Raw genomic sequence first — 14,117 nt, forward strand, 5'->3', positions numbered from 1 at the left:
CTTACATCGATGTAATAACATACAGGAGCTCATCACGCTCTCCCTCCGCACGCGGCGTACTCCGAAGTACATATTCAATCCTTCCAAATTGCCGCTGGGACGGGTCGCGCTCTCATAGGCAGACGAGTTCGGAGAGCGGAAGTCGCCCATGCCGGAACTGAGCCCCCGCGCGTTTCGACCAAGGTGGACGCCAAGAACCAAAAAGTCGAGAATGTCTATGATGCGTATGGACGCGTGACGATGGTGAAGCGCTATCCGGTGTCGACTGGGGCGGAAGACGTGAACCAGCGGACGACGAACACCTACGACTACGATGGGTCGAACTCCTCCACCCGCAATCTGTGGGGCCGGCTGGCGGCGGTGACGGTCCCGAACTCCGTGACGGAGCGCTACAGCTACACCTCGGCCGGGTTGTTGACCAGCAAGGTCTCCGACTTTGGCGGCGGCATTTACATGCTGCCCACGGTGGATTACTCCTACGACAACGAGGGCAAGGTGACACAAATGGTGTACCCGCAGTACGGGCACCTGGTGCCGCCCTCGTCCTATGCGATGTACTCGCAACGGCTGACCTTGAACTACAGCTATGACTCGCTGGGGCAGTTGCAGGGGATAACGGCGGGCAGCGGTTCGGGGACCAATCTGGTGACTTCGGCCACCTACAACGCCGCCGGTCAATTGCTCACCCTCAACCGGCCGAACTCGGTGACGGTCGACCCGGCGACGGAGTTGCCCTCGGGCAGCGTCGGACTCTCGGCGGAGACGTTCCAGTACAACGGTCGGAACCAACTCACGAGGCAGACCTTCCTGTACTCGGACATCGAGTACCGGTTTTCGACGACAGCGAACGACGGGCGGCTGACGCAGAAGAAGAACTGGGTGAGCGGGGAGGAAGAAAACTACACCTACGACTCACTCGGCCGGTTGGCGACGGCCTACACGACGGGTCCGGAGTGGGGCTTGTCCTGGGTGTGTGACGGATTCGGCAACAGGCTGCAGCAGAATGTGAAGAAGGGAGCGGCTCCGTCGACGGTACAGACGGTGAACGTGGCGGGCTTTGGCTACGACTCGAATGGGAACATGACGGACTGGTCGACTCCGTCGGGCTCGGTGACGGCTTCGTACGACATCGATAACCGGATGACGCAGATTGTGACTCCGAGTGTGACGGAGACCTACAAGTACGGGCCGGGGAATTTGCGGGTGAGGAAGTATCAGGGCGGAACGTGGACGTACACGGTGTATGGGCAGGGCGGTGAGGTGCTGGGGACCTACACGATGTGCACGGCAGCCGGGACGTCGTTTCTGTGCGATGCGCGGCTGCGGGTGTACTTCGGCGGGCGGCTGATCCTGAATGGATGGACGGGCGTGAAGCCGGACCGGCTGGGGAGCCCGGATGGGACGCATGGCCGGGTGTATCCGTATGGAGAGGTTTCGGGGTCGGTGACGGTGGATCAGGACGAGACGTTCACTACCTATAAACGAGATGTCTCGACCGGGTTGGATTACGCCCAGAATCGGTATTACGCGAGTTCGTGGGGCAGGTTCACGAGTGCGGATCCGTACCGAGCGAGCGGGGGGGTAGAGGATCCACAATCATGGAATCGCTATACTTATGTTGAAAATGATCCAGTTAACCTCCTTGACCCCAGCGGGCTAGTCAGTTGCCGTGCAAGTGAGAATTGGGTAGTTGTTTGCACAACGGCGTATGGAAGAACGTATGAGAATGTCATGTGGAGATCATTTCTCGGTTTTCCTGGCTTCGACCTTGCCGCCACGGCGGAGGCAACCTGGGGAAGATTCTTTGAGCAACGAGACTTCGAAGTTGAGAAAAGAGCACAGGCAAAGAACGCAATTGACCGGTTATCTCGCAATTGTCGGGATGTGCTCGGGTCCCATTGGACTCTCGCGGAGATGACAGCCAAGGTCGACAAAACTGGGTTTCTCGATGCAAATCAATTTTACATTTACGAGAAGCGCTTGGAGGACTTTGGGCTAAACCGCTCCGGCACTGTTGCAGACTACTTCAAGCAATTTCCACTGATGTCTGGATTCGTGTCCGAATTTAACTCAAGGCCTTCAAATACCATCATTCTCGGAGGGATTTTTAGTTCCCTCAATGGCAGAGGCCAAAACGGAACACTTGTTCATGAGATGCTTCATGTCTACACGGGCTTGGATGATATCGGGCTCGCCAAAGAGCTGTTGAACCGGGACTTCAATTCAGGTAGCGACGCGAGTACCGCCGTGTCTGCATTCCTGCTTGATTCGGACTGTGACATACGCAAATGGAGAGCCAAGTATGGCGAGCAGTAGGTCACTTTCACTGGCTATCCTGGCAGCACTCTTAATTTTTGGTGCGAATAGTTGCCGGCTTGCTTCCAAGAGCGAAATCCTGATCGATTCGCGAGCCCTGGGTACGGCGGAGCGAATCGTACTTACCGAGGAAGGCGGAGTTACGCCCGGTCGCATCGAGAAGGAGTTTGCCAGGTTTGCTGCGGAACTGCCACCTGGTACTACCTTTGCGCATCTACTCATGGGAAGTCCACGAAGTCATTTACAACTTGGTATGAACACAACCGGCCTCGCGGACTCGAGGCCCGGTTTTGATGAGATTCAGGGCTGGTCGACGAGAGAGCTGGGAGAGGTATTCCGTAGTGGTCAAGACGCGACCGTCCGAATCATGAAAGGACACCGAGTTTCCATTTACAACATTGCTGGAAATCATGACGCCCGTATGCTCAATGTGGCCGGAGAGGAATTGCAAATCATTGGGCTGCGAGGATTACCAACAGCCTGGACGAAGAAAGAAATGGAGAAGTCTCGTACGGGTACTGAAAATCTGCGGCTCTTCCTTCGAGCGAAGAAGCTTCCCGAAAATAGCAAAGCCCTGGAGATTGTCACAACCATAAGAGCGACGGCCGGACTAGACGTAATAACCATTATTCGCACCGATGCCTTTTTCAGTGCTTATTCAGGTCCGTCCACAGATATATTTAGCGCTCAAGACGAGGCAAAAAGCATTGAAGAGATCAGGCAGGGCAAGTATCTAGCCTGCGTGGCCGCCGGTCAGCTCGTCAGGTGCCGATCTGACTCGTTGGCCTATCCAAACCGTAAGCCATTGTACTTCGATGAGGAGACTAAATGACCGATTCTTGTGCAAAGCTGGAAACCCATCGAAAAAAAAGGGGAAGGAAGGGGAGAGCCTGGCGTGCACCTTTCTGTAAGTCGCAGTAACAGAGAGAGTTACTGTGGCAGCCTGCTCACCGAGCGAGAGGGTGTCCTGAAATCTGTGTAAACGTTCTCCGGGCACAATAGGAGAACGGCATGAAGCGACAGAAGCAGGATAGGGCGATCAGCGACGAGCTGATCGATGAGATGTTGAAGCACGGTCGAACGGCAGACGACGTAAACGGCCTGCTGAAGCAACTCACCAAGGCGGTGCTGGAGCGGGCACTGCAGGGCGAGTTAACTGAGCATCTGGGCTACGGCAAGCATGACCCGGCCGGCGCCAACAGCGGGAACAGCAGGAATGGATCCTCGCTTAAGACGCTGAAGGGCGATTTCGGCGAGGTGGAGCTGGAGACTCCGCGTGATCGAGCCGGTGCCTTCGAGCCGAAGATCATCAAGAAGAACCAGACTCGCTGGACAGGATTCGACGAGAAGGTTCTTTCCATGTACGCCCGTGGCATGACGACGCGCGAGATCCAGGGACATCTGGAAGAGATGTACCAGGTCGAGGTCAGCGCGAGCCTGATCAGCGAGATTACGGATGGCATCATGGATCAGGCTCGGGCCTGGCAGAATCGGCCCCTGGAGGCGTTCTACCCGATCGTGTTTCTCGACGCGCTTTACGTGAAGATGAGGCATGAAGGCCGGGTAGAAAATCGAGCCGTTTATGTGGCGCTGGGCATTAACTTAAATGGCCGAAAGGATGTTCTAGGAATGTGGACCTCCGCCGCGGAAGGCGCCAAGTTCTGGCTGAACGTGCTGACGGAGCTGAAGAATCGTGGGGTCAAGGACATCTTCCTGGCTTGTGTGGATGGGCTGAAGGGCTTCCCGAAAAAGGGACTGCCTGACCCGTCCCACCGCGATCAACCCCAATCCGCCCTGCGATTGGGGCTCCTCACCCATAGAACGGTAGCCCGGCTCCCGTCATCCATCCCTCTCGGGACGATCTCGGGCCCCCGCGCCCGAATTGATCGCATCAGACGCCTCAGATCGCCCAATCCTGTGCCATATCCCACATAAAATACAAAATAGTCTGCATTCATCACGAACAAAATGCCATCGGGAACCGGGACAGCCTGGCGTGCACCTTTCCGTAAGCCACAGTAACAGAAAGAGTTACAGTGGCACTGTGCTCACCGATGACGCCAGGACGCCCTAAGTCCAGTAGCCCGCCAGCCTCCTTCTTGTCGAGCAACTTACTTCGATGTAATGCCATACAGGAGTTCATCACGCTCACCCTCCGCACGCGACGTACTCCGAAGTACACATTAAATCCTTCCAACTTGCCGCTGGGACGGGTCGCGCTTTCATAGGCAGACGAGTTCAGAGAACGGAAGTCGCACATGTGGAAACTGAACCCCCGGCGCGTTTCGACCAAGGTAGACGCCAAGAACCAAAAAGTCGAGAATGTCTATGATGCGTATGGACGGGTGACGATGGTGAAACGCTATCCGGTGTCGACTGGGGCCGAAGACGTGAACCAGCGGACGACGAACACTTACGACTACGATGGGTCGAACTCTTCCACCCGCAATCTGTGGGGGCGGCTGGCGGCGGTGACGGTCCCGAACTCGGTGGCGGAGCACTACAGTTACACCTCGGCCGGACTGTTGACCAGCAAGGTCTCTGACTTCGGCGGCGGCATCTACATGCTGCCCACGGTGGATTACTCCTACGACACCGAGGGCCGGATGACGCAGATGGTGTACCCGCAGTATGGGCACCTGGTGCCGCCCTCGTCTTACGCGATGTACTCGCAACGGCTGACCTTGAACTACAGCTATGACTCGCTCGGGCAATTGCAGGGGATGACGGCGGGCAGCGACTCGGGTACTCAACTGGTCAGTTCTGCCACGTATAACGCGGCGGGGCAATTGCTTTCGCTCAACCGGCCGAACTCCGTAACCGTGGATACGGCGACGGAGTTGCCCTCGGGCAGCGGCGGACTCTCGGCGGAGACGTTCCAATACAACGGCCGGAATCAGCTCACGAGGCAGACCTTTCTCTACTCGGACATCGAGTACCGGTTTTCGGCGACAGCGAACGACGGGCGGCTGACGCAGAAGAAGAACTGGAACAGCACCGAAGAGGAAAACTACACCTATGATTCGTTGGGCCGGTTGGCGACGGCGTACACGACGGGTCCGGAGTGGGGCTTGTCCTGGGTGTATGACGGATTCGGCAACCGGCTGCAGCAGAATGTGACGAAGGGGACGGCCCCGTCGACGGTGCAGACGGTGAACGCGGCGACGAACCGGCTGAACGGGACGGGCTTTGGCTACGACTCGAATGGGAACATGACGGACTGGTCGACGCCGTCGGGCTCGGTGACGGCTTCCTACGATATCGACAACCGGATGACGCAGATTGTGACGCCGAGTGTGACGGAGACGTACAAATACGGCCCAGGCAACCTGCGAGTGAAGAAGTATCAGGGCGGAACGTGGACGTACACGGTGTATGGGCAGGGCGGCGAGGTGCTGGGGACCTACACGCTGTGCACGGCAGCCGGGACGTCGTTTCTGTGCGATGCCCGCCTGCGCGTCTACTTCCGCGGGCGGCTGATTCTGAATGGGTGGACAGGGGTGAAGCCGGATCGATTGGGAAGTCCGGACGGGACTCATGGGCGGGTGTATCCGTATGGAGAGGTATCGGGGTCGGTGTCGGTGGATCAGGACGAGACGTTTACGACCTATAAACGGGATGTCTCGACCGGTCTGGATTATGCCCAGAACCGGTATTCTGTGCCGCAGGAGGAGACTGCGGCGTCGGCCTTCCGGGATTGCAATATCCCTTTGGCGATCAGGCAGTTGACGCTGAGTCGATTCAGAAGGGATTCGATTACGAACAGAAAAAAGAAAAAGGCTGCAAGTGAAATTCGCGATCTTATCCATGATAGCCAACTGGGGCGTCTCGACATGGAGACGGGCGTGCCCGGGGGTAAGCGTTGGCATTTTGCACGCCGCGCTCTTCCTCAGCGGGTGTTCCGTCGGAAGCCACCACATGACTGATGTGGTGCTCGGCAAGAGATTCGTCGAGAACGAAGTGCTATTCGAGTATCTTCGTTCGAGAATTGCGGCGAATAGTGACATTGAAATGATTGCGCCAGATGAGTTTCGCTGTTCCGGGCATAGCTTCACTTCCGCCTCCGGCACTGACCGTTTTGCTCGGTCAGGCTGCACTCTCGAGCTATGGAGTCAATGTCGGCGTGCAATGCGCGAACTAGGACTGGTGCAAGTATTCCGAGGAAGGGACTCGGTCAGCTTCAGAATAGATATGCCGTCGATCAGCAATGGAGCATCCTCCAAAGGATACTATTACAGTAGGACTCCCCCTAAGAGGATTCTTCCGAATCTTGATTTCTATAGGGTCGCCATTGCAGATCGCGACACACATGGAAACTACCTTTTGTACTCTCCTCTGAAGGGCGACTGGTACCTTTCGTTGGTTATTGACGGAAGCTGAGTGAATTGAAAATGGCGACAAAAGGGCGACATCCATGATAAGTAGTTGTCAAGGGAAAACATACTCTTCCCTGCGCTCCCTTTGGTGGAACTTCCTTCGCCCTGCCGATCTCCCTGGCGACGTCCCCAGCCTCAGGTTGGACCATCGCCGAATGCCGGCGTGGCCAGACATCCATTTGCCGCATCCGTGCCCTTCCCGGGCCTTCGCGGAAGTTTGAGTTTGGACTACCGGCCGGCCTCAAACGGCCTGCATGGCGCATCCAGAGCTTGCGGCCCTTTGCGCAGTCCCCAGTTTCGGGAGGGGAAATCCAATCAGCCTGTCCTCCTCTCCGTGTTTCCCTCCGTTGAACACCCTGGTGGGCACCCTGCCCTGATTCGGCCCACTGCGCCATGGCATCCTGGGCATAGGCAATGATTCAATCTGTTTGTGTCTACTGCGGCTCCAGCGCCCGCGCCTCCGAAAGCTACTTCACCGCCGCCCGGCTCACGGGACGAGTGCTGGCCGAGCGCGGCCACACGCTCGTCTATGGGGGCGCCCAAGTCGGGCTGATGGGCGCGCTGGCCGATACCGCCCTGGCCCTCAATGGGCGGGTGGTGGGCGTGATCCCGCAGTCCCTGGTCGACAAAGAAGTCGCACACAAAGGACTGACGGAGCAGCACGTCGTCGAGTCCATGCATGTCCGGAAGGCGCTCATGAACGAACTCTCGGATGCGTTCCTCGCGCTGCCGGGCGGCTTTGGGACACTCGACGAGCTCTTCGAGACGCTCACCTGGGCGCAACTCAAGTTCCATGCCAAGCCCGTGGGCCTGCTGAACATCGACGGCTACTTCGACGGGCTGCTCACTTTCGCGCGGCGTGCCGTGGACGATGGATTCATCCATCCAGCGCATGTCGAGATGATTCACATAGGGACCGATCCGGGGGAGTTGCTGGACCGGATGGCCGGCTTCGTCGCGCCGGATGCCGGCAAGTGGTGGCGGCAGCCTTAGCGGCTAGCAGCCTGTGGCGGAAGTCGCGCAGCCGCGTTCGCACCGCCGCCCGTACCAGAATGGCAGCTAAAGTGCAATTTCGAAGCCGCTCCGAAGAGAGTCGCCTTTTTCTGGGAGGAGGGCCGGCGGCGGAGCGAACCCAAAGGGCGACAAGGGCTTGCGGCCCATGGCAGTGTCGAGCCGGCCTCCGAGTGGGCCGGCACTAGTTCGGTCGGCTCTTCGCGCCCTGGGCTCGCAAGCCCTTGCCGCGCGGCTAGCGGGACTTCCGCCACAGACTGCTAGTACTGCACCCAGATGGGCGTCTTCCGCGCCCACTCGCTGCGGCCAAAGTTCAAGTGGAGGAACTGGAACGCCGCCCGGGTGACCTTCCAGTCATCCTTGTCCGAACAGCCGTAGCGCGCCGCACGCACGGTGAGCGCCAGCGCTTCGGGCACTCGCGGGTCTTCCTTGTGGCTCTTCGCCCACTCCACGGCCGTGCTGCCCAGCGCCTTCAGCGCGCTGCCGGCGGTCCGCAGACGCGCCCGTTCCTCGGCCGCCTGCTGCAGGTCCGCGGCACTCAGGAAGGCCGGAGCGATCCAACGGGGCTGCGGTGGACCCTTGCGCTCCTCCGGGGAGGCGTACTCCGAGAAGCGGTCCCTGAGCAGAAAATTGCCGGCCTGATAATCCGCGGCGTCGGGACACCACCAGTTGTCGCGGTAGTTGTCGAGGCGACGGTCCTGGGCGGTTCGCTCGGAGCCGGCGCGGGCATAGGTTTTCGCCTCGGGGGTATGCAGCAGCAGGAAGGCCGCCGCGAATTTCTTCTCTCGTTCGTCATGTGCCGCTTGGACGCCAGCCAGAAGATCCTTGAGGTCCGGCCGGACCCCTTCCAGCAGAGAGGCCGCCGAATCCAGTTCCTTCCACTGCGAGGCGAAGGCCGCCCTGGCGAACATCGTGAGCACCAGCCGTTTCCGCATCTCTCCAGGCAGCCGCTGTCCTTGCAACGCAGTAGCCCAATGACGTAACGGGACGGCCTCGTTCAATGCGTTCGCGCCGCCGGTGTCGATGAGCGGATTCAGCCTCTTCGGCGCTTCCCTCGGCCACTCCGCGTCGTCCATGTTGTCGGTTTCGAGCACGGGTACCCGGGCCACGAACAGGAAGAATTCGTCCAGCGTCGGCGCCACTGTCATCCTGAGCGGTTGAAACAGGTTCCTGGCGCTGGCCGGCAGTTTCACCGGCCGCCCAGCCAGCAACCCGTCCAACTCCGCCCGGCTCTGCGCCTTCTGTCCCGCCGCGACACTCAAGCGCAGGCGGTGGTAGGCCACCGTGACGAAGGCCGGCGACTTCGGACTCACGCCGCGCGCGTCTTCCATTAACTGTTGGATCCCGGCATCGCGCGAGTTGGCCTTCTCCAGCGCGGCCACCAGCCACGGCAGCGACTTCCGCTCGCGCCACCGCGCCCATGCGTGCAGCGTTGCCTGCGGCGTGTCCTGCTGGAACGTATGGATCCAATCCGTCAGGTCTTCCTCCTCCGCTTCGGGCGTGCCGGCCAGAGTGTCGAACATGCCGGTGTAATCCCACAGGTCTTCGCGAATACTGCCATCTTCGTTGGGGCCGGCCAGCGACCTGGCCATTTCACGGAATGTCTCGGCTCGCTTCGCACCCACGTCGGCCCGGCGTAGGAGGGTACGAGTCATCCCGTGGATCCGCACCAGCTTTGGCTCGTTCAGGATGCCCAGGCTCTCGTCACGCACTTTGGCCAGATCGCCTTCGCTTTCGGCCCCGCGCAGACGAGCCCGAACCGCCAGGTACGCACTGATCTCGCTCCACGGCGACGCCGCGTCGGCCGCAATCGATTTGAATCCCTGGATCGCCGCCTGCGCGTGCCCAGCATAGAGATGAGCCGCGGCAATCTGGTAAGCCCGATCCTGCTTGAACACCTCGGGCAGCTCCGCCTCCGCCGGCGCAGGCATGACGGAGTCTTCCATCTCGCAGTTCTCGAATACCTTCTGCTGCGCGACCATCCACGACCGGACGCCCTGGCTCTGCGCCCCAAACTGCCTGCTGCGCGACTCGTACGTCCTCACTGCTGTCTTGAACGCGTCTTCCGCGCAGTTGATGACCCAGGAATGCAGCCGCGGTTGGTAGGCCAAAGGAGCCTCCCCAGTCGTCTCCGCGGTCTTCGGAGCCGGCTGTCCTCCGTTCACGCGGCCCACCAGATCGGTCCAGTTCCGATACCAGTCGGTCTCGTCGTGGTCTGCCCGGCCCGTCGCCCGGTCCCGCCAGTAATCGCGGACGCCTTCCCGCTCCCGTGCGGTGAGCCCCACGCCCGACATATACCGGTAAGCCACCACCAGGTACGATTGCGCGTAGGCCGGCCGCAGGACCCCCAAATCACCCTGCAGGAATCGGGTTCGCGGCAAATCGGGATGCCGGGCATAGGAGAACACCGCCACCGGCAGGAACGGCCCGCAGTTCCAAGCCACGCCCACGGCCGCCAGCAGGCCTGCCACCGTCCAGATCGCCGCCTTCATTGCTTCTGCTCCAGCTTCTGAATCAGCTCGTCCAGCCGGGTCTCCGGCTGGTTCCAGCCCGTGAAGATGTAAGTGCGCTGCCGCGGGGGGATCGTGGGCATTTTCTCGTCCAGCGTCACGCCCAGGCTATCCCGGCAAACTGGAGCAGCGAAATCCCGCCCTGCCGCCAGCATGTTGCGCCACACCGGATCTTCCGACCCCATGCGGAACGCCATCGGCACCACTTCGTCCACCGGCAGATCCTTCATCCACGAATCCGCGCCGCACCACGACACCAGCGCGGTCATCGACAGGAAGACATCCGGCCCCAGCCGCGTTCGCAGCTCCCGCAGCAATCCCCGGTAATTCTCCAGCTCCGACACCGGGGCGTCGTAGTCGACCTGCACGGCTCGGGCCTTGGTCGTCTGGACGATCTTCACTACCGCTGCCGCCGCGCTCGCCATTTGCCGGGCGCCCATCCCGTAGGAGGCGAGCCGCACCACCGGCATCTCGTACACGCCGAACGCGGTCCGCAGGCTCTGCCGCCTCAGGTCGACACTGACTTGCCCGTCCCGCCCTGGTCCCAGAATCGCGGCGTAGAATGCCACGCCCACGCGGGCTTTGTCCAGCCTCCGCAGATCCATCGGCTGCTCCCAAGCCCAAACCATCACGGCCGGCGGTTTCTGTCCCGCCTGCGCGCACACCATCAGCATGACCGCGCAGATGATCCGCGGCCACCATTCGCTTCTGGAAGGCATTTTCCTCAAATTAGCTCAGATTATGAATTGAAGGGGAAACCCGGCACAGGGCCGAAGGCGAACCGGAAGCCATTTTCCGCCACCGTCCGCAGATCCGCCTCGCCAAATCCGAACTCGTCCCGAGCGATCTCATACTCTTTGATAAGCGTCGTATGGAACATCGGCGGATCATCGGTGTTCAAAATAATCGGGACACCGGCGTCATAAAGCCGCCGCACCGGGTGCTCCTTCAACGAACCCACCGCGCCGGTACACACGTTACTGGAGATCGACACCTCCAGCGGGATATTCCGGTCTCGCAGGTGCGCCACCAGCACCGGATCCTCTATCGACCGGATGCCGTGCCCGATCCGCTCCGCTCCGCACTCGAGCGCCGCCCAGACACTTGCCGGACCCACGGTCTCGCCCGCATGCGGAGCCAACCTCAGGCCATTCGCCCGGGCATAGTCGAACACTTCGCGGAACTGCTCCACCGGGCCGCCCGCCTCGTCGCCTCCCACGCCAAAGCCGACCACACCCCGGTCCTTCAACCCAACGGCCGCACGGGCCACGGACCACACATGCTCCAGTCCAAACTGACGCACCGCGTCGAAGATGAACCGCACCGGGATCGGGCCCTCCTGCGCGGCCAGGGCAATCGCGTCAAACACCGGACCCAACTCCATGCCCCGCCACAGCACTACGCCCGCGCTCACGTTGACCTCGGCATAGCGCACGCCTTGCCGGGCCAGGTCTTCGAGCAGCCGCCGCGTGATCAGGCCGAAGTGTTCCGGGGCTTTCAGATGAAGGTTCACCCACTTGTAGCTCTGCAGGAACCCCAGGAAGTTCTCGTAACGATAATGCGACCGAATCTCCTCCAGCGAGAGCTTCGGTTCGATCTCCTGCAGAGTCTCCGGGGTCACCGATCCTTCCAGGTGAACGTGCAGTTCCGCTTTGTCCAGTGAAGAAAGCTCCATGAACTGACATAATAGCCGCATGAAGCCAGGTGAGTTGGATGCCCTCGTCGGCGGCTACCACGGTGATCCGTTCTCCGTTCTCGGTCCTCATCAGGACGAAGACGGTTGGATCATCCGAGCTCTCCTGCCTCAGGCGGCCAGCGCGTCCGTTCGCCTGCCCGACGACTCCACCATCCCGATGGAGCGTGTTCACGACACAGGCGTGTATGCCGCCCGAATGAAGGAGGACCCGGGCGCCTACCGGATCCACATCGAGCAGCAGCGCGGCGGCTCAGTCGAACTTGAGGATCCTTACCGCTTCGCCCCGCTCCTCAGCAGCTTCGACCTCCATCTGCACGCCGAAGGGACCAACTACCAGTCCTGGCACAGTATGGGCGCCCACATGACCGAGGTCGACGGCATCCCCGGCGTGCGCTTCGCTGTCTGGGCCCCGAACGCAGAAATGGTCAGCGTCGCAGGCGACTTCAACCAGTGGGACACCGCCCGCCACCCCATGCGCCGCCGCGACAGCGGCATCTGGGAACTCTTCATTCCCAAGATCGGCGAAGGCGAGGTCTACAAGTATTTCGTCCGCTCGCGCATCTACGGCGTCTCCGGCCTCAAGTGCGATCCTTACGGCTTCGCCAGCGAGAAGCCGCCCAAGCAGGCGTCCATCGTCTGGAACCTCGAGCGCTACCAGTGGTCGGACCAGCAGTGGATGGACCAACGCTCACGCACGCAATGGCTGGAGCGCCCCATCAGCGTCTACGAGCTCCACCTCGAATCCTGGATGCGCAATCCAGACGGCGAGCCCCTCTCTTACCGCGAACTCGCCGCTCACCTGATTCCGTACGTCAAGCGCATGGGCTTCACGCACCTCGAGCTCATGCCCATCGCCGAACACCCTTACTCCGGCTCCTGGGGCTATCAGGTCGTCGGTTACTTCGCGCCCACGGCCCGCTTCGGCAATCCGGACGATTTCCGCTACTTCGTCGACCAGTGCCACCAGAACGGCATCGCCATTATCGTCGACTGGGTTCCTGCTCATTTCCCCAAGGACGCTCACGGACTCGCCCGTTTCGACGGTACCGCCTGCTACGAGCACGACGACCCGCGCATGGGCGAGCACAAGGACTGGGGCACGCTGATCTTCAACTTCGGCCGCAACGAGGTCCGCAATTTCCTCATCTCCAACGCCTTGTTCTGGCTGAAGGAGTACCACATCGACGGCCTGCGCGTGGACGCTGTCGCCTCCATGCTCTATCTCGACTACTCTCGAGAAGCCGGCGAGTGGATCCCCAATAAGTACGGCGGGCGCGAGAATCTCGAGGCCATCGATTTCCTCCGCAAGTTCAACGAAGAGGCCCATACCGTGCCGGGCGCCGTGACCATCGCCGAGGAGTCCACCTCATACGCCGGCGTCTCCCACCCGGTTTACTCCGGCGGCCTCGGCTTCACCATGAAGTGGAACATGGGCTGGATGCACGACATGTTCGCTTACTTCAAGAGCGATCCCGTCTACCGGCGCTTCAACCACAACCACATCACGTTCAGCCTGCTCTACGCCTTTACGGAGAACTTTGTCCTGCCCATTTCGCATGACGAAGTGGTTCACGGCAAGGGCTCGCTCATCGGCAAGATGCCCGGCGACGAGTGGCAGCGCTTCGCCAACGTCCGCGTCTTTCTCGCCTACATGTTTGCCCACCCCGGCAAGAAGCTCCTGTTCATGGGTTGTGAGCTGGGCCAGTATGAGGAGTGGAACTGGCAAAGCCAGATCCGCTGGGACCTGCTGCAATACCCGCTGCACCGCGGCCTCAGCGACTTCCTGCGCGAACTGAACTTCCTCTACCAGAACGAACCCAGCCTGTACGAGGTCGATTACCACTGGCAGGGCTTCGAGTGGATCGACTTCCGCGATGTCGACAACAGCGTGATCAGCTTCATCCGTCGCGCGAAGAACCACGAGAACTTCCTGGTGGTGGTGTGCAACTTTACGCCGGTCGTCCGCTACAACTACAACGTCGGTGTTCCCGCCGGCGGTGTCTACCAGGAAGTGATGAATAGCGATTGGCAGCACTTCGGCGGCAGCGGCGTCTGCAATTCCGGAGACCTCCGGACCAATTCCGGAAAAGTGCAGGGCCGCGACAACTTCATCAGCCTCACCCTGCCCCCGCTGTCCGTCACCATCTACCGGCGCGTCGGCTAAGCGGCCGCCAGGCGTCTTATCTCTACCCGTCGCGCCAGGAACTT

Annotated in this window: 8 protein-coding genes and 1 pseudogene; 6 read left to right on the top strand and 3 right to left on the bottom strand. The window is 60.6% G+C overall.

Annotated elements, in window-relative coordinates; translation table 11 throughout:
* Window positions 1-183 precede the first annotated feature (183 nt).
* The 5 genes and pseudogenes from IRI77_RS15915 to IRI77_RS15935 all read left to right on the top strand — a co-directional run bounded on the left by IRI77_RS15915 (window position 184) and on the right by IRI77_RS15935 (window position 7,685).
* Complete coding sequence (locus IRI77_RS15915) at window positions 184-2,316, top strand: RHS repeat-associated core domain-containing protein (RefSeq protein ID WP_194453028.1); 2,133 nt, start codon at window positions 184-186, stop codon at window positions 2,314-2,316.
* Entirely contained in the window at window positions 2,303-3,148 is an 846-nt protein-coding gene (locus tag IRI77_RS15920) for a hypothetical protein (RefSeq protein WP_194453029.1), read from the top strand. Before IRI77_RS15915 ends, IRI77_RS15920 begins: the two co-directional genes overlap by 14 nt.
* A 179-nt stretch (window positions 3,149-3,327) precedes the next feature.
* Window positions 3,328-4,065 (top strand): annotated as a pseudogene (locus IRI77_RS15925) (IS256 family transposase); the annotation flags it as partial.
* 509 nt (window positions 4,066-4,574) lie between these two features.
* Window positions 4,575-6,242 (top strand): RHS repeat protein, encoded by a 1,668-nt coding sequence (locus tag IRI77_RS15930; protein ID WP_194453031.1) that lies wholly within the window; start codon window positions 4,575-4,577, stop codon window positions 6,240-6,242.
* A gap of 864 nt (window positions 6,243-7,106) precedes the next feature.
* Window positions 7,107-7,685: an LOG family protein gene (locus tag IRI77_RS15935; RefSeq protein ID WP_194453032.1), complete on the top strand. Its 579-nt coding sequence runs from the start codon at window positions 7,107-7,109 to the stop codon at window positions 7,683-7,685.
* 278 nt (window positions 7,686-7,963) lie between these two features.
* Here IRI77_RS15935 and IRI77_RS15940 read toward each other — a convergent pair whose 3' ends face one another.
* The 3 genes from IRI77_RS15940 to add are packed head-to-tail and all read right to left on the bottom strand — an operon-like array spanning window position 7,964 to window position 11,888.
* Window positions 7,964-10,195 (bottom strand): hypothetical protein, encoded by a 2,232-nt coding sequence (locus IRI77_RS15940; RefSeq protein WP_194453033.1) that lies wholly within the window; start codon window positions 10,193-10,195, stop codon window positions 7,964-7,966.
* Window positions 10,192-10,932, bottom strand: a complete 741-nt coding sequence (locus IRI77_RS15945) for a DUF3142 domain-containing protein (protein ID WP_194453034.1) — start codon at window positions 10,930-10,932, stop codon at window positions 10,192-10,194. Before IRI77_RS15945 ends, IRI77_RS15940 begins: the two co-directional genes overlap by 4 nt.
* Before the next feature lie 20 nt (window positions 10,933-10,952).
* Entirely contained in the window at window positions 10,953-11,888 is a 936-nt protein-coding gene (add, locus tag IRI77_RS15950; protein ID WP_194453035.1) for an adenosine deaminase, read from the bottom strand.
* 19 nt (window positions 11,889-11,907) lie between these two features.
* Between add and glgB the strand changes: the two genes are divergently transcribed.
* The gene (glgB, locus tag IRI77_RS15955; RefSeq protein ID WP_194453036.1) at window positions 11,908-14,073 is read left to right on the top strand and encodes a 1,4-alpha-glucan branching protein GlgB; all 2,166 of its coding nucleotides are present in this window, start codon (window positions 11,908-11,910) and stop codon (window positions 14,071-14,073) included.
* Window positions 14,074-14,117: the final 44 nt, after the last annotated feature.

Origin of the sequence: Paludibaculum fermentans (assembly GCF_015277775.1) — a bacterium.
In the GTDB taxonomy this organism is placed as follows: Bacteria; Acidobacteriota; Terriglobia; order Bryobacterales; family Bryobacteraceae; genus Paludibaculum; species Paludibaculum fermentans.